The sequence below is a fragment of the Cerasicoccus maritimus genome (assembly GCA_031296935.1).
In the GTDB taxonomy this organism is placed as follows: Bacteria; Verrucomicrobiota; Verrucomicrobiia; order Opitutales; family Cerasicoccaceae; genus Cerasicoccus; species Cerasicoccus maritimus.
Window position 1 is genome coordinate 64,234 of the sequence record JAVDPD010000011.1, and the last position, 23,147, is coordinate 87,380.

General features: G+C 55.1%; 22 protein-coding genes. 10 read left to right on the forward strand and 12 right to left on the reverse strand.

Going from position 1 to position 23,147, the window contains the following annotated elements:
• Window positions 1-213: 213 nt before the first annotated feature.
• The 7 genes from RBB62_RS08970 to dnaB form a co-directional block, all read right to left on the reverse strand.
• Entirely contained in the window at window positions 214-450 is a 237-nt protein-coding gene (locus RBB62_RS08970; RefSeq protein WP_309398416.1) for a ribose-phosphate diphosphokinase, read from the reverse strand.
• Window positions 451-637: 187 nt separating this feature from the next.
• The gene (locus RBB62_RS08975; RefSeq protein ID WP_309398417.1) at window positions 638-874 is read right to left on the reverse strand and encodes a hypothetical protein; all 237 of its coding nucleotides are present in this window, start codon (window positions 872-874) and stop codon (window positions 638-640) included.
• Window positions 875-1,060: 186 nt separating this feature from the next.
• A complete protein-coding gene (locus tag RBB62_RS08980) occupies window positions 1,061-2,017 on the reverse strand; it encodes a ribose-phosphate diphosphokinase (protein WP_309398418.1) in 957 nt (318 codons plus the stop codon).
• A gap of 148 nt (window positions 2,018-2,165) precedes the next feature.
• Entirely contained in the window at window positions 2,166-3,206 is a 1,041-nt protein-coding gene (gene lpxD, locus RBB62_RS08985) for a UDP-3-O-(3-hydroxymyristoyl)glucosamine N-acyltransferase (RefSeq protein ID WP_309398419.1), read from the reverse strand.
• A gap of 130 nt (window positions 3,207-3,336) precedes the next feature.
• Window positions 3,337-3,885, reverse strand: a complete 549-nt coding sequence (locus RBB62_RS08990; RefSeq protein ID WP_309398420.1) for an OmpH/Skp family outer membrane protein — start codon at window positions 3,883-3,885, stop codon at window positions 3,337-3,339.
• A gap of 91 nt (window positions 3,886-3,976) precedes the next feature.
• The gene (gene bamA / locus RBB62_RS08995) at window positions 3,977-6,454 is read right to left on the reverse strand and encodes an outer membrane protein assembly factor BamA (protein ID WP_309398421.1); all 2,478 of its coding nucleotides are present in this window, start codon (window positions 6,452-6,454) and stop codon (window positions 3,977-3,979) included.
• A complete protein-coding gene (gene dnaB / locus RBB62_RS09000) occupies window positions 6,426-7,838 on the reverse strand; it encodes a replicative DNA helicase (RefSeq protein WP_309398422.1) in 1,413 nt (470 codons plus the stop codon). Before dnaB ends, bamA begins: the two co-directional genes overlap by 29 nt.
• Before the next feature lie 645 nt (window positions 7,839-8,483).
• Between dnaB and RBB62_RS09005 the strand changes: the two genes are divergently transcribed.
• Genes RBB62_RS09005 through RBB62_RS09015 form a run of 3 tightly spaced genes read left to right on the forward strand, consistent with a single transcriptional unit; the run spans window position 8,484 to window position 9,710 of the window.
• On the forward strand, window positions 8,484-8,930 hold the full coding sequence (locus RBB62_RS09005; protein WP_309398423.1) for a DUF2262 domain-containing protein: 447 nt from the start codon (window positions 8,484-8,486) through the stop codon (window positions 8,928-8,930).
• Between the two features lie 23 nt (window positions 8,931-8,953).
• Window positions 8,954-9,475, forward strand: a complete 522-nt coding sequence (locus RBB62_RS09010; protein WP_309398424.1) for an SMI1/KNR4 family protein — start codon at window positions 8,954-8,956, stop codon at window positions 9,473-9,475.
• A 58-nt stretch (window positions 9,476-9,533) separates the two neighbouring features.
• Window positions 9,534-9,710: a hypothetical protein gene (locus tag RBB62_RS09015; RefSeq protein ID WP_309398425.1), complete on the forward strand. Its 177-nt coding sequence runs from the start codon at window positions 9,534-9,536 to the stop codon at window positions 9,708-9,710.
• Between the two features lie 290 nt (window positions 9,711-10,000).
• On the opposite strand, the gene ispH is transcribed toward RBB62_RS09015, so the two are convergent.
• Window positions 10,001-10,861 carry a 4-hydroxy-3-methylbut-2-enyl diphosphate reductase gene (gene ispH, locus RBB62_RS09020; RefSeq protein WP_309398426.1) on the reverse strand — a complete coding sequence of 287 codons (861 nt, stop codon included), beginning with the start codon at window positions 10,859-10,861 and terminating at the stop codon, window positions 10,001-10,003.
• 78 nt (window positions 10,862-10,939) lie between these two features.
• On the opposite strand from ispH, the gene RBB62_RS09025 reads away from it, so the two are divergent.
• The 6 genes from RBB62_RS09025 to RBB62_RS09050 all read left to right on the forward strand — a co-directional run bounded on the left by RBB62_RS09025 (window position 10,940) and on the right by RBB62_RS09050 (window position 18,491).
• Entirely contained in the window at window positions 10,940-12,478 is a 1,539-nt protein-coding gene (locus RBB62_RS09025) for an endonuclease/exonuclease/phosphatase family protein (protein ID WP_309398427.1), read from the forward strand.
• 219 nt (window positions 12,479-12,697) lie between these two features.
• Window positions 12,698-13,240 carry a hypothetical protein gene (locus RBB62_RS09030; protein ID WP_309398428.1) on the forward strand — a complete coding sequence of 181 codons (543 nt, stop codon included), beginning with the start codon at window positions 12,698-12,700 and terminating at the stop codon, window positions 13,238-13,240.
• A gap of 56 nt (window positions 13,241-13,296) precedes the next feature.
• Window positions 13,297-13,749, forward strand: a complete 453-nt coding sequence (locus tag RBB62_RS09035) for a hypothetical protein (protein ID WP_309398429.1) — start codon at window positions 13,297-13,299, stop codon at window positions 13,747-13,749.
• A 742-nt stretch (window positions 13,750-14,491) separates the two neighbouring features.
• A complete protein-coding gene (gene glyA / locus RBB62_RS09040; RefSeq protein ID WP_309398430.1) occupies window positions 14,492-15,763 on the forward strand; it encodes a serine hydroxymethyltransferase in 1,272 nt (423 codons plus the stop codon).
• A 159-nt stretch (window positions 15,764-15,922) separates the two neighbouring features.
• Window positions 15,923-16,624 (forward strand): type II secretion system protein, encoded by a 702-nt coding sequence (locus RBB62_RS09045; protein WP_309398431.1) that lies wholly within the window; start codon window positions 15,923-15,925, stop codon window positions 16,622-16,624.
• A 193-nt stretch (window positions 16,625-16,817) separates the two neighbouring features.
• Window positions 16,818-18,491, forward strand: coding sequence for a putative manganese-dependent inorganic diphosphatase (locus RBB62_RS09050; protein WP_309398432.1), 1,674 nt, complete (start codon window positions 16,818-16,820; stop codon window positions 18,489-18,491).
• A 458-nt stretch (window positions 18,492-18,949) separates the two neighbouring features.
• Here RBB62_RS09050 and RBB62_RS09055 read toward each other — a convergent pair whose 3' ends face one another.
• Window positions 18,950-19,639, reverse strand: a complete 690-nt coding sequence (locus RBB62_RS09055; RefSeq protein WP_309398433.1) for a YggS family pyridoxal phosphate-dependent enzyme — start codon at window positions 19,637-19,639, stop codon at window positions 18,950-18,952.
• Window positions 19,640-19,711: 72 nt separating this feature from the next.
• On the opposite strand from RBB62_RS09055, the gene RBB62_RS09060 reads away from it, so the two are divergent.
• The gene (locus RBB62_RS09060; protein ID WP_309398434.1) at window positions 19,712-20,614 is read left to right on the forward strand and encodes a LysR family transcriptional regulator; all 903 of its coding nucleotides are present in this window, start codon (window positions 19,712-19,714) and stop codon (window positions 20,612-20,614) included.
• 21 nt (window positions 20,615-20,635) lie between these two features.
• Here the strand turns inward: RBB62_RS09060 and RBB62_RS09065 are convergent, their stop codons facing one another.
• The 3 genes from RBB62_RS09065 to RBB62_RS09075 form a co-directional block, all read right to left on the reverse strand.
• Window positions 20,636-21,094 carry a phage holin family protein gene (locus RBB62_RS09065; protein WP_309398435.1) on the reverse strand — a complete coding sequence of 153 codons (459 nt, stop codon included), beginning with the start codon at window positions 21,092-21,094 and terminating at the stop codon, window positions 20,636-20,638.
• Between the two features lie 20 nt (window positions 21,095-21,114).
• Window positions 21,115-21,654, reverse strand: a complete 540-nt coding sequence (locus RBB62_RS09070) for a hypothetical protein (protein ID WP_309398436.1) — start codon at window positions 21,652-21,654, stop codon at window positions 21,115-21,117.
• 80 nt (window positions 21,655-21,734) lie between these two features.
• Entirely contained in the window at window positions 21,735-23,108 is a 1,374-nt protein-coding gene (locus RBB62_RS09075) for a replication-associated recombination protein A (RefSeq protein WP_309398437.1), read from the reverse strand.
• Window positions 23,109-23,147: the final 39 nt, after the last annotated feature.

Below are 23,147 nucleotides of genomic sequence, written 5' to 3' on the forward strand. Positions count from 1 at the left end.
CAAAGCAAACACGCAGATTTGTCTTACTGAAAAGGTAGGGACGGTTGCCCTCAACCGTCCGCCACGCAAGCATGACCGCGAGAAATGAAACCGGACGGTTGAGGGCAACCGTCCCTACCCCATGCACAAAACCACAGAGGGCACGGAGTTGAGAGATGTTGATCTCCGCTTCTCCGTGCCCTCTGTGGTTAAAAAATGCGTCTGATCGAAGCCTTAGAAGCCCTTGATTTCGAAGAGGCTGGTGACGGATTCGTTGCTGTGGATGTGCATGATCGCCTTGCCGAGGAGCTCGGCGACGGACAGCACCGTGATCGGCAAGTCGCGCGACTCAATCGGCGTGGAATTCGTGGTGATCAACTCGTCCAGAATGCCCGCCTTGTCCTTGAGGCGCCTGTAACCGATCTCGTTAAGCACGCCATGAACTACAGAGAGCGAGGAGATTTGTCCCACTGAAAAGGTAGGGACGGTTGCCCTCAACCGTCCGCCACGCAAGCATGGCCGCGAGAAATGAAACCGGACGGTTGAGGGCAACCGTCCCTACCCCATGCGCAAATCCACAGAGGGCACGGAGTTGAGAGATGTTGATCTCCGCTTCTCCGTGCCCTCTGTGGTTAAAAAGATGCGTCAGATCGAAGCCTTAGAAGCCCTTGATTTCGAAGAGGCTGGTGACGGATTCGTTGCTGTGGATGTGCATGATCGCCTTGCCGAGGAGCTCGGCGACCAACAATACCGTGATCGGCAAGTCGCGCGACTCAATCGGCGTGGAATTCGTGGTGATCAACTCGTCCAGAATGCCAGCTTTGTCCTTGAGGCGCCTGTAACCGATCTCGTTGAGCACGCCATGAACTACAGAGAGCGCGGAGATTTGTCTCACTGAAAAGGTAGGGACGGTTGCCCTCAACCGTCCGCCACGCAAGCATGACCGCGAGAAATGAAACCGGACGGTTGAGGGCAACCGTCCCTACCCCATGCACAAAACCACAGAGGGCACGGAGTTGAGAGATGTTGATCTCCGCTTCTCCGTGCCCTCTGTGGTTAAAAAATGCGTCTGATCGAAGCCTTAGAAGCCCTTGATTTCGAAGAGGCTGGTGACGGATTCATTGCTGTGGATGTGCATGATCGCCTTGCCCAGGAGCTCGGCGACAGACAATACCGTGATCGGCAAGTCGCGCGACTCAATCGGCGTGGAATTCGTGGTGATCAACTCGTCCAGAATACCCGCCTTGTCCTTGAGGCGCTTGTAGCCGATCTCGTTGAGCACGCCATGACTGACTGCTGCACGGACGCTATTTGCGCCGTGGTCTTTGATCAGCTCAGCGGCGGCGATCAGGGTGCCGGCGGTTTCGGTCATGTCGTCGACGAGGAGCACGTCCTTGCCTTCCACATCGCCCACGAGACTGGTGGCTTCCACCGAAGTCGCGCTGGTGCGCTTCTTGGCGACAAAACCGAGCGGGGCCTTAAGCATTTCGGCGTAAGCAGCGGCCATTTTCATGCCGCCAACGTCGGGCGAGTAAACCACGAGATCGCTCTCGAGCTTGAGCTGCTGCAGGTAATCAGAGAAAACCGGCGCGGCGTAAAGGTGGTCGACGGGCAAGTCGAAGAAGCCCTGAATTTGCTGGGCGTGCAAGTCCATCGTGAGCACGCGGTGCGCGCCGGCGGCGGCGATCATGTTGGCCACGAGCTTGGCGGTAATCGGCACGCGAGGCTGGTCCTTGCGGTCCTGACGCGCATAGCCGAAGAACGGCAGCACGACGGTGATGCGGCTGGCCGAAGCGCGGCGGGCGGCGTCGACCATGATCAAGAGCTCCATCAGATGATGGTTCGCGGGGCAACAGGTAGGCTGCACGAGGAAGACATCGCGTCCGCGAATGTTTTCATCGATGCGCACGAACGATTCACCGTCGGGGAAGGCGGTGACATCTGCCTTACCGAGGCGGCAACCCAGGTGCTGGCATATTTCTTCAGCCAGCTTGGGATTAGCGTTCCCGGTAAAGATTTTGAGTTCTTGTTCTTTCATGCCGGAGGTTTCTGGATAGAGGGAATCAGTCAAAGGAGGTGGGAAATTCAACAATTAGGTGACGGATGGCGAGTCTTTCCGAAAAAAACCTCCTGCGGGTATTTCTCGAAATGATAACTGTCACTGTCGCAAGGATGCTCTGACAAGCTTAGTTCGAAGAAACCAGAGAATCCTCCAGCTGTTTGACCCGCTTAAAGAGGTCCGGCAGGCGCTTGGAGAGCACGTGAATTTTGTTAGCCAAAGAAGATTCAAGCGCCGGCGTGCCGCGGTAGTATTTGCCGGGTTCGGTATCGAAATGGAGTCCACCCTGCGCGCCGATCACAGTGCCGGCGGCGAGCTTCAAGTGCCCCGCGATGCCCGCCTGCCCGGCCAACACCACATGGTGGTCGAGAATCGTGCTGCCGGATACGCCGACCTGCGACACGAGCAAGCAATGAGGGCCAATTTGGCAGTTGTGGCCGATCTGAACGAGGTTGTCTATCTTGGCGCCTTCGCAGATCCGCGTGCAGTCAAAACGCGCGCGGTCGACCGTGGAATTCGAGCCGATCTCAACATCGTTCTCAATGACGACATTGCCGATCTGCGGCACCTTTTCGTGCACGCCGGTCTGGCTTTCGTAGCCAAACCCATCGGCGCCAATCACCACACCCGAATGCAGGAGCACGCGGTCGCCCAGGACGCTGCCGGCGTAAATGGAAACATGCGGGTGCAGCCAACTTTTCTCGCCGACCACCACATCGCGACCGATATAAGCTTGCGCTTGTAGCCATGCGCCAGCGCCGATCTTGGCTCCCGCCTCGACCACGCATGTCGGGCCAATGTAGGCTGTCGGATCAATCTCAGCCGACGCGTCAACCACCGCACTCGGGTGGATGCCCGGTGCCGGGCGCGGCCACATCTCAGCCTCGATGGCGGCGCAAATACGCGCCAGAGCCCAGGAGGGATTGTTCACGCGCACAAAGCACTGACCGTCCTGCGGGGCGCCCTCGAAATCGGTGGGGATCAAGATGACGCTGGCCTGGGAGACCTTGACGTCCGGGGTGTATTTTTTGTTACCCAAAAAGGAGAGATCGCCAGCGGCGGCTTCCTTCAGGGCGGCGATGCTGGATATGACGCCTGCGAAGTTGCCTTCGACGGCCTCAGCCTCGCTCAATTTCTGAATTTGCTCTACGGAAAAAGCGATTTTCATCGTGGGGCCAGATTCAAGAAGCCAGCCGCGCATGGCGAACATTTATTCGTGTTGACCGTCAAAATGAGGGCAAAAAAAGCCCCGGTGACGTGGGTCTACCGGGGCTGCTAAAATGAACGATGAAAAGCGCTTAGGGCTTGTCGGCGTTGAGCTTGGTCAGCACCTCGTCGGTGATGTCCATGGACTCATTGGAGTAAACCACGGCCAAGCCTTGAGTGTTGAGCACGAGGTCCGCGCCCTTGCCCTCGGCCACTTCCGTCACTACAGCCTGGATGTCGGAGAGGTGGAGCTCGGTGATGGCCTGACGGCGCTGCTGAAGCTGGCGGTCCGTAGTCTGACGGAACTGGTTTACATCGCGCTCCTTCTGCTGAATCGTCTGGATCATGGTCTGCGCTTCCTTGGCGATTTCCTTCTTACGCTCTTCGGAGATTGCAGGGCTGGAGGACTCGGCCTGTAGCTCCTGCAGTTCCTCGGTCAGCTTCATCCCGTCCGCGATCATGGTTTGGATCTCCTGCTGGGCGTTTTCAATGGAGCTTTGGAACTTGGCTTCGGCTTCCTTGGCCTTCCAGTAACCGTCGTAAAGCTTGGCGACGTTGACCGTAAGGATGACCGGAGAATTCTGCGCAAAGGCAACGCTCATGGCGCACATTGCGAGGAGGGTGATCAGGATTTTTCTCATAGTTAGGATGTGTATATACTAGGGCGTATTGCTAAATTGATTTAATCAATGACGTTCGAGGTATCAGAACTGCCTATTGCAGACAAGAGGATTAGAAAACCGTTCCGAAGGAAAAGTTAAAGACCGGACCAGTTTGATCATTAAACTTGTCGGTGTGAATCGGCCATGCGAGGTCCAGATTGAGCGGCGAGCCGAGGAGCATGATGATCAGACCAAAGCCTACGTCGTCATTCCAACCACCGGATGTTGCGGTGTAAGTATCGCGATTACCGGTAGAGCTGTTGTAAACTTGCCCGCTGTTGGTAATGGGTTGATTCGGTGCCCAATCGCCAGCATCGGCGTTCACAAAACCACCGTCATAGAAGACCTTGAAGCCAAGCTGCTCGATAAAGCGGAAGATGTATTCCACCTGGACCATCGCCATAGTGTCCCCACCCAATGGCTCACCGGAATACGGGTCCTTCGGGCCAACTTCGCGGTAGTCGAAGCCGCGCAACGTGTAAGGTCCACCGAGGAAGTATTTGTCGAAGAAGGGCACACCGTCGTCGAAAGTCTCCGTTTGCTGTGCACGCTGGTTATAGAAGGTGCCGGTCTCGCGCTTGGTGGGGATGACCGTGCCGGTGCGTCCATGCAAGCGGATCGTTTGGTCGAACAGGTCAAAGGTCGGGAAGTATTTCGTGGCGCGCACTTCCTGACGCACATAATTCGTGTCCCCACCGAAGCCGGTGCCCGCGAGTTCGGAAATGTACTGCAAGCGGCTGCCGCTCGTAGTCCAAAGCAAGTTGTTACGGGTATCACGCAAGAGCCCGAAGCCAACTTTGGACGTGAGGGTATTGCCCTCTTCCTGCTGAATCACCGGCGAGGCGAAAGGATTCACGTCTTTGATGTCGATGTTTTCAATCGTGTAGGACAGGCGGCCTTCCACGAGCTCGAAGAGGCGCTTGCGCAGGTAGAGCTCGATGCCCATGCGCAATTCGTTGTAATTGCTGGAGAGGTAGTCTGACTCGGTGCGGTAGAGGTTGAAACCGGCAGCCAACTCACGCTGGTAAACCCACGGCTCTTCAAAGGAGAGCAGGACTTCGTTGGACTCCAGACCGATGGACAGACGCAAGCGGAACTTCTGACCGCCACCCTGGAACATCGAGCGGTAGTTCAGAATATCGAAGTTGCTCTGGGTCAATTCCGCGAAGGCAACTACCGACTCGACCGAGCTAAAGCCCGCGCCGAAGGTCAAGTTACCCGTGCTGCCTTCCTTGACGGTTACGCGCAGGTTGCGGCGATTCGGCAGGTTCGTGGCCTCGGGGGCCAAGTTCACGGACTCGAAGAAGCGGGTGTTTTCGAGGCGGGCCTGGCTGGCCTTCATGCGAACCAGGTCAAACACGTCGCCAGGCGCAAGGGCCAATTCGCGGATGATCACGTTGTTGCGGGTCTTGGTGTTGCCCTGAAGGGTGATCGTTTCCACGTAGAATTGTTCTCCTTCAGTGACCACGAAGGTCATATCAATCGTGCCTTCTTCCACATTGGGCAGGCGCTCAATTCGGACAAAGGTGTCGAGGTAACCAATCTGACCATAAAAATCTTTCAGCAGTTCAACGTCCTGGTCGACTTGCTTCGGCGAGAAATAATTGCCGGGCTGCGTCGCCAGAATGCTTTCGAGGCGCTCAGTGGTGAAAAGCTCGTTCCCCTTGAAAGCGATGTCGCCCACGTAGTAGCGGCGGCCCTCGTGAATGGTGATGACGATGTTCATTTCACCTTCCGATGGGTATTCCAGCACCACTTCGGATTCCGGAATTTCGACGTCCAGATAGCCTTCGTTCTTATAAAAGTCGCGGAGCTTTTCCAAGTCGTTCTGGAACGTTTCTTCCTGCAAACGACCACCACCGATCAGCCAGGACCAAAGCCAGAAGTATTCCTCGGTCTCCATCAGGTCGCGCAAATCGCCGGAGCTGTAGTGCTCGTTGCCGACGAACTCGATGTTGTCGATGTCGAGCTTATCGCCCTCGTCGACCACGAAAATCACTTCGGCCGTGCCTAGTTGCTCATTGCGGTCGATGCGGTAGCTGACCTTGGCGTTGGTGTAGCCGTCTTCCTGCAAGATGTCGAAGATCTTGGTGGAATCGCGCTTGACCTGTACTTCGTCCAGCGGAAGGCCCTCAGCGGTTTTGACATCGTCCTCGAAGTCACCGGGGTCAGTGCCCTTGAGGCCCTCGTAAACGACCTTAGTCACGCGATATTTCGGCACCACGACGAAGATTACCTCGTAGTTGCCGCTGGGGAGCGTCGTGCGGCGCGCCTCAATGAATTCGAAAAGTCCGCTCTGGTAGAGCGATCGAACGGATTTATCGATCTGCGCTTCAGCGTAGGGCGTACCCACCCGCTGCTGAATGTGAGCAAAAACATTCTGTTCGCTTACGTTTTTGAAGCCCTCGAACTGGATATCGATTTTTTCGACAATCGGCCCGGAGCCTGTTGTTTCCTGCGCCCAGCCAGACTGGGGCGCGAGAAGCAAAGTGAGAAACAGGAATGCCTTGACCGTCCAGTCAAGCAGGTTGTGGCGTGTAGTTTTCAAAGCGCGTCAGGTTCTTTGTGAACATTAAAGGCACGGTTCCTACCGGCCCATTGCGTTGCTTGGCAATGATTAAATCGCGTGCAACCGCGTCACTGGCAAGGTCTTCCTGTTCATCAAACTCTCTTGGCTTGGATATTAGCAAAATTACGTCTGCGTCCTGCTCGATCGATCCGGACTCACGAAGGTCGCTCATTCGGGGCTGGCGCTTCTCTTTTTCACTCTCACGATTGAGCTGCGCGAGCACGATGACCGGGACGCCGAGTTCCTTCGCCATGCCCTTCATGCCGCGGGAAATTTCCGCAATCTGCTGCTCGCGCGGGATGTTGTTGTCGCCGGCCACAAGCTGCAGGTAGTCGACCATCACCAGACCGAGCTTGACCTGATTCGAAAGTCGGCGGGCCTTGGCGCGGATTTCCAAAATCGTCAGACCCGAGCTGTCGTCGATGAACAAAGGCGCCTGCTTGAGCTCCTGCGCGACCTTCACGAGGTCCTGCTGCTTCTCCTTGGGCAAAAAGCCCTCGCGCAGCTTCGACATGTTGACGCGGGCGCGGCTGCAAAGCATACGGACAGCCAGCTGCTCGGAGGGCATTTCCAGCGAGAAGACCAGTGTCGGCGCCGCCTCACCTACGCGGGGGAACAACGCGCCCTCGACCATGTTCAGCGCAATCGATGTTTTACCCATCGAAGGACGGGCGGCGACAACGATCATTTCCGCAGGATGCCAGCCCGTGGTCATCTTGTCCAGGTCGATGAAGCCCGTGGTCGTGCCGGTGATTTCACCGCGGTTTTCATACATCTGGTAGATCATCCGCATCGCGTCGTCGACGGTCTTCTCGACCGGCTGAGCGGCGTCCGAAATGCGGTCTTCACTGATCTTGTAAATGCTCTGCTCGACGTCCTCAATGAAGGCCGTGACGTCGTCCGGGTTCTCAAACACACCCTCGATGGTGCGGTTGGAGAAGCGGATCAGCTCGCGCAGCAGGTGGTATTCCTTGATGCGGTCGATGTAGTGCGGCAGGTGCGCCGTGGTGCTGATCTGGTCGGTGACCTCAAACAGGTAGGCGTCGCCGCCGATTTCCTCAAAACGCTTGGTGCGGGTGAGCTCGTCGCGCAGGATGACTTCGTCAATCGGGGTCGAGTTGTTGTAGAGCTCGGTCATCACCTCGAACATCAGCTGATGCTTCGGGCTGTAGAAACACTCCGGACGGAGCTTTTCCTGAATGCACTGAGCCATGGTGTCGGCACCGCCTTCCAGCAGCACACAGCCCAAGAGCGCCTGCTCGAGGCGCAAGTCGTGCGGGATAATCCGATCGCCGGAATAATGGTCAAAATCTAGCTTATCGCGCTTCTCGAACGGTCGCGACTTCCTCTTGGTATCAGCCATCGGATCAACATTGTGAAAGCCCCCCTGCCCTTCAAGAAAAACGTCAACCAGCGCCCAAGAAGTTTTTCACATCCGACTGTGAATAACCTCAGGAGCCCAAGCGCTGAAACCCTCCTACACTTTTGCCCAAAAAGTTGCGGCGACCGGCCCCTACCTTAGTTAGTCGCCCTGTTCTCGATCGCGCTGCTGAACGCCAATATTAAGTTCGAAAGGAACATCCCCGACCTCTCCCCGGTCCGCGCCGAGAAAATGGACGCCCTACCGAAGTCCCCGACACTTCGCCGACGCTTCGACCCAACCCTACTAAGGGTTTGGTCACAACCCTTAGCTTGTTCGTGTCGAAACCCTGGGGAGGGTTGGGTCCCGAACCCCCAGTGGCTTGCCTCAACAGCAATCTAAGGCGGCCACACCTTCCGCCCATGTAAAATTCATTGAATGCAATTACTTTACCCTTGTCATCTTTGCCGATAACGACAGTAAAGTACTTTACCACGTTGGAAGGAGCGACCAGCCACCCTCCCGTGCCATAACCCGTATCCCGCCAAGCATCGCTATCCACGACACCGCTTTCATTCAATCTGCCTCACCCTCAGATTACTCTCCTTGTTCAATGAACGTTCGCGTCACTTAAAAAATACTGTTGAAATGAAGAAAGAAGGAAAATATTTTGACAAAGAACTAGGTCCGTTGATTTACAATCCCGACTTAAATTGGTATGATGTTTTGCTGGATACAAAATACGGGAAGGTCGAAGTGAGCCTGAGTTGTGATGAGTTCGAGAGGATGGAAGACTTCATCTCTGAATTAAGGAAATTCTGTAATCGGATTGAGAGTGTTATGGCTGAGGCCCACTTGCTTATTGCGGAAAAAATGGTTCCTTTGAAAAATGAAAGCTGGCTGGACGAAAATGAAGATCCAATAACTAGAGAGATGCTGATGGACGCAATCGTTCCACAGGGAGCAACAATCAATCTCTCAAAGGGAGGTTTAGCGGAAATGTTTTTTGATGATGGGGGCTTTTTTGAAGAACATTCAATAGTAGTATGGCATAGCGAAGATGGTTCAGTCTCTGATCCCCATCTCGCTGGGTAGCTTTTTTTGTCTATGTCCTACAAATGAATTTCAAAAAATACTGTTATGGTAAAAAGGTTATGAAAGGTTTCGACAAATCCGAATCACCGATTACCGAAACTCAGATCGAGGGAGCTGAGAACCTTATCGGTGTATCTTTCCCTGAAGAATATAAAAAAGTAATAAGGGAGTTCAACGGAGCATATGGCGATGTTGATTTCCCCATACCTGGCTCAGAATATGGCGGTTCCATGGGTATCTGGTTGTCCTTAAGCCCATGGGACAGAGAAACTATTTGGTCATCTTTGAGCGCATGGAATGAACACGAATTAAGTGAAAAGATAATTCCGTTTGGTGAAGATGGCGGTGGGAATTGGATATGCTTCGACTACCGAGAGAACAAAGAAGAACCAAGCATAGTATACTGGTTCCATGAGATCGGAGGAGATGATGGGTGTATTTTTGTCTGCGATAGATTCACAACATTTCTAAACTCACTTACCACTCCAGATGATAAACCACAAGAAGCCACTTCAGGAAATGGCGAGCAAGCTCCCCATTCCTGAGTTCAGCGTTAGGAAAATGAAAGTTTGAAAATCGGCACTGAATAACTATGCTAAGGATATGAGTTTGGTTGAAATCAAAGAGGAAATCAAAGCCTTACAAGCAGCGGACTTGGATGAAGTTGCGGCATTGATCCTACAACTGCGCCGCGCCCGTGACCCCGAAAGGAAGGATCAACTGGCGGAACTAATTGATGGCGAAGATTTTGTCCGTTGGACACCGGATGCCGACCAATAGATGTCGGAGCCATACGCCATTTTCTTGAAGCGGCCTGTCCACGATTTATTGAAGACTCTTCGTGGGTATCGCAAACGGGCAATCGAAAAGTATATCGATTACCTTTCAGATAACCCCTTCGATGAAGGGGATTTTCCGGAGACTGATCGGGAGGGACGAATAGTCTACTGCAAGATCGTTCGAGATTACGCGATCACTTACTACCCTGATCACCCGGTTAAAGAAGTAAAAGTCCTAGAAATCGTCCAAACTCCGTAAAGCGAGTTTGCCAATTTGGACAGCGCCCCCCTCTACTCCGCTTCCAGCTTTTCGCGGACGGCGTCGATCAGGTAGCCGGGGGTTGAGGCGCCGGCGGTGAGGCCGATTTTGGCGTATTGCTTCAGACAGCTCACGTCCAACTCTTCCGGCGACTCGACATGGAATGCTGGCAGGCCGTTTTTCTCGACCAACGAGGCGAGCTTGATCGTGTTTGCCGAGTGGCGGCCGCCGACGACCACGATGGCCTCGACGCCTTGGTTGATCAGCGTGTAAATATCGTCCTGACGCTCGCGGGTGGCGCCGCAGATCGTGTTGATGATCACCGCCTTCGGGAAACGCTGGACCAGCAGGCTGGCCAGCTTCTGAAACTCATCCACAAACATCGTCGACTGCGAGACCATGCACACTTCTTCGCCCAGGTCGGGCAGCGCGGCGATGTCTTCCGGGTTGCTCACCACGTGGCCGCCGCTCGTGGCGTAGCCGAGGATGCCGATCACTTCCGGGTGCTTGGGGTCGCCAAAAATGACCACCTGGTAGCCCTTGCGCGCGTGGAGCTTCACCTTGCCTGCGATGATGCCCACGTCCGGGCAGGTCGCGTCCTTAAAAGTCATGCCGAGGTTTTTCAGGTAGGTCCGGCGCTCGGGGGAGACCCCATGTGCGCGCACGACCATCACGTCGCCGGTCTGATTTTCCAGCTCCAGCGGCGACTGGCTCTGGTAGTCCCCCACCTCGCGGATGCCTTCGCCCTCAAGTTGTTCCATCATTTGACGATTATGGATTAGTGGGCCATCGGTGTAGACGCGACGATCCTCGCCCGTGTTTTTACGGGCAATATCGATGGCGCGTTCAACTCCCCAGCAGAAGCCGGCACTAGGTGCAGTAATTACTTTCACAACGCATAAGATGCGCTAAATCGCGCGCAGGTCAAACACCGTAACCCAAATTTAAAACTGCATCGCTTGAATTCAGGAATGAACCTAGCTAAGGAAACCATCATGTTACGCTGCTTTTACGCGCTTGTTTGCTTGCTAATCACGCTCGCTCCCCTCCAAGGACGCCAATTGACGCTCGTTGTTTACAACGTCGAGAACCTCTTCGACGCCGACGGCGTGGCGCTCTACGGCGATTATCAGCCCGACAACGACAACAACCCCGCCCCCTACAGCCCGCGCAAGACACTGACCAAGATCCAGAACATCACCAAGGTCTTGCAACGTTTCAACAACGGTGAGGGCCCGGAAATCATTCTCTTCCAAGAGTTTGAGCTCGACCGCACCCCGGAGAGCACCGTGCCAAACTACGCCACCTTTCTGGAGTATTATAAAGACACCACGGTCGACCTGATGCTGACCGAGCAGTTCGACGACACCGTCAAAGGCCTCCCCGTCGATGCGCTCATCTTGAAGTATTTCGAGGACCACGGCCTAAAGGGCTACCACGTCGCCCTGCCTGCCCCGTTGACACCGTTTGAGGACTCCCCCGCGCACACCAACGTCGTCTTCACGAAATTTCCGATCACCTACGAAAAAGATCATCCCACGCCCAGCGCGCGCGTGATTCAGGAAGTCGGCATCGACGTCGATGGCAGCGAGCTGATCGTGTTTAACAACCACTGGAAAAGCGGTGCCTCCAGCCCCCGAACCGAGCCCAAGCGTGTGCAAAACGCCCGTGACCTCCGCGCCGCCGTCGAGGCAGTCCTGGCGAGAAACCCGCAGGCGGACGTCCTCATCGGCGGTGATCTGAATACCTACTACAACGCCCCTGAACACTTTCCCAAGGAGCACCCGGATCGCTGGAGCCATGTCCAGGAATTTTCCATTGCTGAGCTTGGCTCCCAGGGCAATGAAAAGGCCACGCGCGACGGCAAAGCCGCACTCTACAACCTCTGGTTTGAGCTCCCCGAGGACCAGCGCGGCAGCGAACTTTACCGCGGCTACTGGGGCACGCTGATGGAAATCCTCATCACGCCCGGCCTCTATAACGGCCAGGGGCTGCACTACGTGGACAACTCATTCCGCGTCATCGCTGTGCCCGGGCTCAACTCGCACGGCCCCTGGCATGAGCCGCAATCCTGGCACTTCATGGGCGAGACCGGCGGCGGTTTTTCCGACCACTACCCCATCGCGATCACGCTTTCCACGGACCCGGAGCCACTTTTTGATAAGCCCTCCAACCTGAGGGCCAACGCCCCTAACTCCGTGCCGACGGTCGATTACACCACCCTGGATTTCGACAACGTCATGGAGTTCAGCGGCTTAGTGAATCAAAAGGCGGAAACCCTTTCCAAGAACATGGGCGAGGTCTACGCAGTCACCGGCGTTTACACCAACAACCGCCCGAGCACGATCAACGTCAACGGCCACGAGTACGAACTCTACTCGCCGGTGATCGAAGTCAAAGCCCGCCTCGGCGAGCAACAAGTCGACAGCGAATTCCGCTTCATCGGCCAGCTTGGCGAATACCAGGGCAAGCCGCAGTTTGTGATCCACGACATCAGCTGGATTCAGTAAGGATGCAGCTTAGTTGCAAAGGTAGCGCGGATCAACCCAGTTCGCAGTCACATCTATTAATGTAGGCCCAGCAGGATGGAACTACCCATTAGGGATAACGGGCGTTTGCTACGGGATGCATCCACCGCGAGCCAACATCACCCAGCCCGCCGCGCCGCGTTATAAACACCCCCTTTCATTGCAATAGCACGCGTGCCTCGAAAGTGAGAAAATAGCGGCATGAAAGACCGCTATCCTGAAAACTTCACCATTGAAATCGACCGCCTCAAGCTGCGCCGGTATTACCAGTTGGCTTCACTCTGGGGCTTTGGCTGGTTCTTTGGCATAATAGGCATTGTGCCAGGCTTCATCCTAGGCTCAGCGTGGCTTGACAGCGTTCACCAAGCCACGCTTCTACAGTGCTGCCTCTACCTCGGCGCTGGCGGCGTCGTTGGTTTCATCGGCGGTGTACTCACTGGCGGAATCCTCCACCTGCTATTCTCCCACTGGCGCGCCAAGCGCCGGGCCAACGCCGCCAGTATCGAAGTCCAGGGTCCGTTCCTCAAAGTCGTCCAAAGCATACCCGAGCACGAAGACCGCAAGATTCACTTTCGCTCGATCACGGACTTCTCCGTCGCCCAAGACCACCTAATGCGCTGGGCCGGCATTCATCGCCTATTCATGTCCACCACCGGCAACCGCCCGGTCATCGTCGATGGCGTCAAGGACGCCGAAAAAGTCCGCGACATCCTCGCCGAAGTCGACGCGATTCGGGAGGTGTAGATCAGCCATTAAAATAATGACAGCATCTCCGTATACATTAATAGTCGCTACAGTTTATGCAACAGACGCCTCCAGCCCTGCCTGCCTCGCAAGATGAATCCCATCTCAATTCGCTGGCCATCGCACACTACGCCATTGGCGGCATCGGTGTGCTGTTTGCCTGCATGCCGCTGATTCACATGGTTGTCGGCCTGAGCTTCATTATCGGAGGCAACCCGATGGCCGAAGAGCTGCAAAAGCACCCGGAGGGCTTTCCGTTTCCACCAGAACTGTTTGGCTGGTTCTTCTTCATCGCTGGACTGGTCTTCTTCCTGTTGGGCCAGGCCTTGGCGATTTCGCTCATCCTCTCCGGCCGCCAGCTCAAGCGACGGCGGGGATACAATTTCTCCTTCGTCGTCGCCTGCATCAACTGCGTGGCCTTTCCCATCGGCACCGCCTTGGGCGCAATAACGCTCATCGTGCTTATGCGCCCGTCGGTCAAGGCCATCTACGACGAAGCCAAGAGATAGGCCACGAGGGCACCCTTTTCCCAGAAGAATCATTGGCCAAAAAACTTTGGCAAAAAATGTCCGCATGTTCACTTTTTAGTTGGCAAATTCCGTTCCGCTAGATAGTGTTATTATGAACATTTAGTTAAGCCTAAATCCATGACTCTGAGGTAGGGCGCAGTCTCCAGACAAGCCGCCCAACGGAGTGGTATTTGCCCATGGCAAATCTATCGGTCCAGCAGGATGCTGGCGGCTTGTCTAGAGACTGCGCCCTACCACCACTCCCAACACAACACCGCCATGAAACACACTCCCACCATTCTGCCGAGCCCGCCTTAGCGTGCGGCTAGTCCAGTCGATGCCGCGCGACTGCATTCGTTTTCCCGCGCCCTTGAGCCATTAACGGGGCTTATTCAACGCCTGCTCTGGTGACAGCAGACAGCCCGTTGACGCCCCCAGGTTTTAATCCGGCCGATGACAGCCATCGTCCAGCAAGGTCCGCGCGAAATTATGCCAGCCTGCCCGTTGCCCGCATCGACGTTGGTGCGCCCGACACAACGGGGCGCCTGCCTCCCGCTCAACGCCACTCCGGCCCACGGGATGCCTTGCTGCGCCCGCACATTTGCCCGAAGCCTGATTTTACCCCCCCCTCCCCTGAATTCTCAAAACTCACCACCCACTCCTCACCACTCAGCACACCGAAACTTCCCCTTCTTTTTCTTTGCGATCCGCGCAAAATCCCTCAACGTATTCACCTTTTATCATGATGACCGAAGCAACCTCCGCAATCGACGCCACCCCGCTCGCTCAACTCGATCCCGACATCTTCGCCGCAATGGAGAAGGAGAAGGCTCGCCAGCAAAGCCACATCGAGCTGATCGCCTCGGAAAACTTCACCCTGCCCGCCGTCATTGAGGCCGCCGGCAGCGTGCTGACCAACAAGTATGCCGAGGGCTACCCGGGCAAGCGCTACTACGGCGGTTGCGAGTTCGTCGACGTCGTTGAGCAGATCGCGATCGACCGCGCCAAGGCCCTCTTCGGTGCCGACCACGCCAACGTGCAGCCGCACTCCGGCAGCCAGGCCAATTTCGCTGTTTACGCGGCTACGCTTCAGCCCGGCGACAAGATTTTGACCATGAACCTCTCCGACGGCGGTCACCTGACCCACGGCAACCCGGCCAACTTCTCCGGCAAGCTGTACGACGTCGTCCACTACTTCGTGAGCCCGGAAGATGGCCGCATCGACTACGATGGCCTCGCCGCACAAGCCGAAAAGGAAAAGCCCAAGATGATCACCGTGGGCGCCTCCGCCTACCCGCGTGTCATCGACTTTGCCCGCATGGGTGAGATCGCCAAGAGCGTTGGCGCACTACTGCTGGCCGACATCGCGCACATCGCTGGCCTGGTCGCCGCCGGTGAGCACCCCTCCCCCGTCGGCATCGCAGACTTTGTCACCACCACCACGCACAAGACCCTCCGCGGCCCCCGCGGCGGCCTGATCATGTGCAACGCCGAATTTGCCAAGAAGATCGACAGCGCCGTATTCCCCGGTGGCCAGGGTGGCCCGCTGATGCACATCATCGCCGCCAAGGCCGTTTGCTTCCAGGAAGCCGCCAAGCCGGCCTTCAAGGAATACGCCAAGCAGGTCAAGCTCAACGCCGACGCCATGGCCAAGGCTTTAATTGACAAGGGCTATAAACTTACGAGCGATGGAACCGATAATCACCTTATGCTCGTTGACCTTCGCCCCAGCCACCCAGACCTGACCGGCAAGGTTGCCCAGATCGCCCTCGACAAAGCCAACATCACCACCAACCGCAACACCGTGCCCGGCGAAACGCGTAGCCCGTTCCAAACCAGTGGTTTACGTCTCGGCGCTCCCGCTGTTACCTCCCGTGGCATGAAGGAAGCCGAGATGGTGAAGATCGTCGAAGCCATCGATTTGGTGCTCAGCGATCCCGATAGTGAAGAAAAGATTGCCCAAGCTAAAGCAATCGCCCTAGAATTATCGAACCAATTTCCGCTTCCTTACTAAGCACAACCATCACCAAGCCCCTGAAAATATCGCGATTAACAGCGAAAATTTGCTTTTCAGCCGACTTGAAGTGATATTCATAATTAACCTGAAGATTATAAATCATCAATCGATGGTCTAACCCGCTATCGACTAATCCCACAACCCGATTACCGGAAAATGACACTATCTCGTAAAGCAATCAGCCGCCAAGGCTTCACCCTCGTCGAACTTCTGACGGTTATCGCGATCATCGGCATTCTCGCCGCGATCCTGATTCCCGCCGTTGGTAAGGTGCAGGAATCCGCAAAAAAGTCTGCCGCATCCAGTGATGGTCGCCAAATAGGTCTCGCCTACAGCACATTCTCCAATGGCGGCGGCAAGACCCGCGTGATCGGTAACAGCGCAAGCTCCACCTATTCGGCAACCACCCCAGCAGAATTCGCGGCAATTCTTGCCGACAAGGCAGACCTGAATGATGCTGCCATCTGGTACATCACCAGCGATGACAACCTCGCAGGCCTGAGCATTCCGAAGACAGTCATCACCACCGCCGAAGGTTCCAGCGAGCCGACCAACAACCTCACGTCCTTCGAGGGCCCGATCAGTTGGGCAATTACCTGTAACCTCTCCAGCAATGCGCCGACCAGCACCACCCCATTGCTCTACACACGCGGTATCGAAGACTCCGCCAGCACTTGGGACACTACCTCACCTTGGAAGGGTGACGGCGGCCACATCATCTTCCTCGACGGTCACGTGACCTTCTACGAAGACCTCGAAGAAGAACCACTTGCCAAGTATGATGGCTCTGGTGAAGCATACACCATCCCAGAAGCGCAGAACAGCAATGCCAAGACATATCAGGACAGCGTTAAGTAAGCGCTGATTAACACATAAACCTATTTTTCAAAAGGCCGGGTTTCGACCCGGTCTTTTTGTTTGCTAATGAGGCATACGCGTTTGAAAGATAGCGAAAGATTACTTTCATTTTCTCCCAAATCCAGCTTTAGTTCTCGCGTTCCACAATTAGGTGAGTATCTTGCTAGGCTACTTTGATAGAGTACATAAATCCATGACACCCACGTATATTATTGGTCATAAGAACCCGGATGCAGACGCCATTTGCTCGGCCATCGCTTACGCCGCCTACAAGCAAGCCATTGGCGAAAAGGGCTACACCGCCGCACGCTGCGGCAACTCCAATGCCCGTATTGACGCCATCCTGAAGCGCTTTGACCAGCCCCTCCCCCTTTTCCTTGGCGACGTCACTCCCCGCGTACACGACATCATGCGCCGCGACATCTACCGCATTGGCGACAAAGCCACTTGCGCCGAAGCCCTCGAGATCATCGACGAGCACGACATCCGCTCCCTGCCTGTGGTCAACCCCGACGGCGTGCTCGCTGGCCAGGTCTCTATTTTCTCCCTCGGCGAATTCTTCATTCCAAAGCCCAAAGAACCGCGCAAAATGCGCCACGTCTTCACTTCGATCGGGCACATCATTCGCTCGCTCAAGGCCGAGGTGCTCAACGTAATCGATCCCGAGATGACGCAGGACCTCTACGTCCGCATTGGCGCGATGGACATCCGCTCCTTTGGCGCGTTCACCGAGAGTGAAGGCGTTACCTTCAAGGAAAGCGTTGTCGTCGTCGGCGACCGCTACGACATCCAACAGAAGGCCATCCAAGGTGGTGCCCGCCTGGTAGTCATCACGGGTGGCCTTGAAGTAGACAAGGAAGTAATCGAGTTTGCCAAAGACCGCGGCGTCTCACTGATCGTCAGCGAGGCTGACTCCGCCACGACTTCGTGGATTATTCGCACCGCGACTTTACTTGAGCCGATGATCGACCGCGAGGTCCCCACCTTTGGGCCCGATGAGAAGATCAGCTCTGTAAAGCGCAAGATTGCCAATTTGAGCGCACCGATTTTCTGCGTAGTTGACGAAAATAAAAAGCTCATCGGCCTGTTCTCTAAAACCGACCTGCTCAAGCCCGTCCCCACCCGACTCGTGCTTGTGGATCACAACGAGCTGGGCCAGGCGGTTAATGGCGCTGGCGAAGTGAACATTGTCGAAATCATCGACCACCACCGCTTGGCCAACCCAGCCACCGCCCAGCCTATCTTCTTCCGCAACGAAATCATCGGCTCCACCAGTAGCATCATCGCAAGCCTTTTCCAGGCAGCGAAAATCACGCCATCCGCAGAAATAGCTGGCATCATGATGGCAGGCTTGATTTCGGACACACTCAACCTGCAAAGCCCAACTTCGACCGCCAAAGATGCCGAACTCCTACCTTGGCTGGTGGAGCTGTCCGGCGTCTCCGTCGAAGAAATGTGCGATCTAGTCTTCAACTCTGGCTCCATCATTCTCACCTCGACTCCGGACCGCGTCATCGAGACAGACTGCAAGCAGTATGACCAGGGCGGCATCAGGTATTCCGTCTCGCAGATCGAAGAACTCGGCTACGAAAACTTCTGGAAGCACCAGGATGCCATCCAAAAGGCACTCGACAACTACCTAACCAACAATGGCTTGAACTTCTCCTGCTTGCTCGTAACCGATATCAATCAGCAGAATTCACTCCTACTGACCTCAGGCGAAAGCGATATCATCGCCAACATTTCCTTCACACATGTCGATAATCACCGGAATATTTTCGACATGCCCAGCATTGTCTCCCGTAAAAAGCAATTGATTCCCTATTTGAGCAATTTGCTGGATAGCATGGGAGTGGAGGCAGTTTAGGTTGCACTGCCCACAATTAATCGCATTGTGCCCCTATGAACCTCTCTGAAAATGAGGAAGACTCCCTGCGATCCATGGTCCATGATATGAATGGCCAGATATTTCTTATTCGGGGACATTGTGAGATCATTAAGCGCAGCCAAGACGAAAACCAACTCGCTAAGAGTATAGACCAAATTCAGGCTGGCTCAGACGAATTGGAGCGACTCGTCCGTGAGCTGCGCCGACATTTTGGTTTTCCCAAAGTTCAGTAGCACAATTTTGCTTAATGCTGGGGTTTTTCGACCGATTATTACCCTTGATACATGAAAGCACTGAGTGAAAAACTAACAAAAGACCAGAGCCAACCTGCTCCCCCTGTGAATCCTTATGCACATTCGGCGACACCGCGACATGCAGTCAGAAGTGCCGCACAAAACCTCTTAAGCACAGCCTTGGCGGATATCTGGCGTTCTAGACTAGCGAGCGCCGAAAAACGCACTTCCTACCCGCAGCAAGGTGCTTCCTGAGGCAACAGCAGCTTCCAGATCACCACTCATCCCCATCGAAAGTTCTGGCAAAGCAACGCCAAACTTACTGGCGAGCTGATCACGCAGCTCACGCAAGCGCATAAAGCAACGCACCGCCACGTCGGCATCGTCAGACAAGGGAGCAATCGTCATCAACCCGTCAACCTGCAGATACTCTAACTCTAGTGCGTGCTCCAACACCCCGGGAGTCGCTTCTACCGCCAAACCATACTTTGCCGGATCATTCCCCGCGTTGACTTGAAGTAAAATGGGCAGACGGCGGCCACAGCACTCCGCCGCCGCATTCAGCCTCTGCAACAGCTTGACACTATCCACGGACTGAACGCGGTCAAACTTCTCTGCGGCTACCTTGGCTTTATTTGACTGCAAATGGCCAATCAGTTCCCAGCGAATCGGCGCCTTGCCATCGGCAATCTTATCCAGAGCTTCCTGCACACGATTCTCACCCACTGCGACGTAACCTGCCTGTGCGGCATACACAGCGGCATCCACCGGATGCGTCTTCGTCACGGGCATGATCTGGACATCACTGGACTTTCGTCCTGCTGCCTCGCAAGCAGCCCAAAAACGCTCCTGCACCCGTTGATTATTTTCTAAAAACTGTTCGTAGGTAATCACTTAAAAATCCCGATAAGTTTTGCTATTTTTTATATTGCAAACCGATTAGCTCTCGTGATATTAGACTTAATTATGCATATAGAAAATCTGAAAATCTTTTCTGATCTCGTTGAAAGCCAGAGTTTTTCAAAGGCGGCAAAATTGAATGGCATTACCCAATCAGCTGTCAGCCAGCAATTACGCGCCATGGAAAAGCACTTTAATGCGCTAATCGTGGACCGCAGTCAAAAGCAATTCCACCTCACCCGCGAAGGTGCCAAGCTTTACGAATCCTCCAAGGAGCTCCTTCATCTCTATGAAAAGCTGATGAGCGAGCTACAGGAAATGAAGAAGGTCATCAGTGGCACTATTCATATTTCCACGATCTACTCCATTGGTCTCCACGAACTGCCCCCTTACGTGAAGGAGTTCCTACAAGAGTTCCCGGACGTCAACGTCCGCGTGGAATACCGCCGCGCCAACCTCGTTTACGAAGACATCCTCCATAACGCGGTGGACTTCGGTTTGGTCGCCTACCCGCAAAAGCTGCGCCAGCTTGAGACCATTCCATTCCAGGAAGACCAACTCGTCGCCATTTGCTCACCAAGCAGCCCCTTGGCTAATATGAAGAGCGTCGAGCTCAAGGAACTAGAAAATTACAAGTTCATCGGCTTCGATCCGGACATTCCCACCCGCAAGGCCACCGACCAACTCTTCCGCGACAGCAAGCTCGACATCGACCCAGTTATGGAGTTCGACAACATCGAAACCGTCAAGCGCGCGGTCGAAATCGACGCCGGCGTCTCGTTGGTTCCGTCCACCACGGTTCTGCAAGAAGTGAAGCAAGGCCTACTCGCCGCAGTGCCACTGCGCGGCAAAAAGGTTACCCGTCCCCTTGCTATTGTGCACCGCAAAGGCCGCGTCTTGACTCCCGCCATGAAGAAGTTTGTGAAGCTACTGACCACCAAGAATCTGCTTCACAAGGACGCCGAATAACGTCCTTCCACCAACAAGGGCTTAAACGTCGATTACATCGTCGTCACGTTTGTCAGTATCCCGCGGCTTCTGCTGACCGCCAGAGCCGCGGTTTACTTGTACTCGGAAACGTTTCGGGCCACCAAGTAAGGCATTGGCGAAGAAATTGGTGATGCTAACCACCACCGCGCCCCACACGGCTGACCAAAAGCCAGCCACTTCAAAACCTGGCACCACACTACTGGCCAGCCAGAATAAGAGACCGTTGATCAACACGATGCCCACACCCAAAGTCATCACGACGAAGGGCAGCGCAAACAGTAGCAATAGCGGCCGCAAAAAGACATTCAGCAAGCTGATAAGTAGCACGCCCAGCACGAGAGCCGCATTACTGTGAAAACTAATGCCGTCGTTCGTCCAAGCCGCCACGAGGACACCCAGTGCAATGATTGCCCAAGAACGAAACCAGGTGCCCCAGTTTTGAGCTTTTGGTTCTGCCATCTTATTCGAATTGCTGCACGTTATTCCTTCTCGGCGGCTCCTTCTTCTGCTGGCGGAGCAACGCTGGTCGGCTCGGTCGTGGTCTTTTCCAACATGTCACCACCCAATTGGTTAAGCGTGTGCATTCCGATAAATTCTTTCTCCTCGTAGCTTTCTTCGTAATAGTCATCCGGGTTCACTGTCTTCTTAAGGAAGATGCGCACTTGATAGCGATAAGGTGGCGGTATCACCCGCTTGGAGGTCATCATCATGCCAGCAGGCTCAAGCATAATCGTCAGCTTAGCTTGGGATTTTTTGATAAAATTAGAATAATGCACAATCATCTTATCGATCGGCGGTGCGACTAACAGATCGTTTTCATCTAAAAAATAAGCCTGAAAATTGTTGTTAACAATGCGCAGATTGAGCTTCGCAGCGCCCCATTCTTTCGCGTCGATATCAACATAGAGCCCGAGTTCAGGCTCTAATTTTTCCCCTTCGACGACCTGCCCCTCAAGGGCGGCAGCGGCCAAAATGAACAACAGGGAGAATCCGAATCGAATGTTGGCGGTTAATTTCATAAGCAAATATCTAGCAACACTCAGGCTAATCCTCAAGCGACAAGTTCCCCCCTCCGGTCTATAGCCCAGATGCGCACCACCTACCCCTGATCGCCTTCGGCACGTTGTATCTCAGCCTTCATCGCGCGCCACTTACTCAAGCGCTCACCAATGGCCACCTCGGCGCCGGCTTGCTTCGGCTCGTAAAAAGTCTGCGGGTCGATCATGTAGTCCTGCCCTGACACCGCCTCCGGGTACTCATGGCTGTAGCGGTAGCCTGCCCCCTGTCCTAGTTTTTTATTGAGCTTGGTATGAGCGTCACGCAGCCACATCGGCACTGCCTGCAAGGGACCCTGGTGGATCGCCTGCTTTGCCGCGCTGATCGCCATTGTGGTCGAATTACTCTTAGGCGCACAGGCCATAAACACCGTCACATGCGCCAAGTTCAGCTCACACTCAGGCATGCCAATAAATTCACATGCCTGAAACGCCGCGACCGCCAGCGGAAGCGCCCGGGAATCCGCCATGCCAACATCCTCACTGGCCAAAATCACTAAACGACGCGCAATGAACCGCGGGTCTTCGCCTCCGGCCAGCATCTTGGCCAACCAGTAAAGCGCCGCATCTGGATCGCCCCCACGCATGCTTTTGATGTAGGCCGAAATCGTATCGTAGTGCTCGTCCTCGTTGTTGTCGTAACGAATTTGCCGCTCACGGGCGAAGACGGATAAATCGTCCGTCGTCAGCTCACTGCCCATAGGGTGGCTAAGCACCAGGGTCTCCAGGGCGTTCAATGCGCGGCGCGTATCGCCGTCGCACAAATGCGCCAAGCCGAGGAGGATCTCGTCCTGCGCTGTACAATGCGACTTGCCCAAACCGCGTTCCGCGTCTTCCAGCGCCCGACGCAGCACCTGCACCACGGAGCCTTCAGGCAACGGCTCGAGCCGGAACAAATGACTCCGCGAAAGCAGCGGCGGGATCACGTAAAAGCCGGGATTATGCGTCGTGGCGCCAATCAAACGCACGTGCCCCGCCTCCACATCAGGCAAGAGCAAATCCTGCTGCGCCTTATTGAAGCGGTGGATTTCGTCGATAAACAAGATAGTCCGCCTATCTGGCTGATAACGCGCCACGCGGAGCACATCACGGAGCTCGGCCACATTGGATAACACGGCGTTCAGCCGCACACAGTGGCTACCCGTCTCTTCGGCAATGACTTCCGCCATCGTCGTCTTACCACAGCCCGGGGGGCCGTAAAACAGCAGGCTGCCAAACGAATCCGCCTTGATCAAGCGCGGCAGCAGGCAACCTTCGCCTAATAAATGTTCCTGCCCAATAACCTCACCCAAGTTGCGCGGGCGCATGCGCACGGCCAACGGCTGATGCGCCTTCGCAGAGGCTGGCTCGATAGGCTCATCTCCAGACTTCTGCGAGGACGAGCTCTGAAAGAGCGAGGTTTGTTCGGAACGTGGCATGAACCGAAAACATGGGCGCCCACGCCTCGGCTTGCAAAC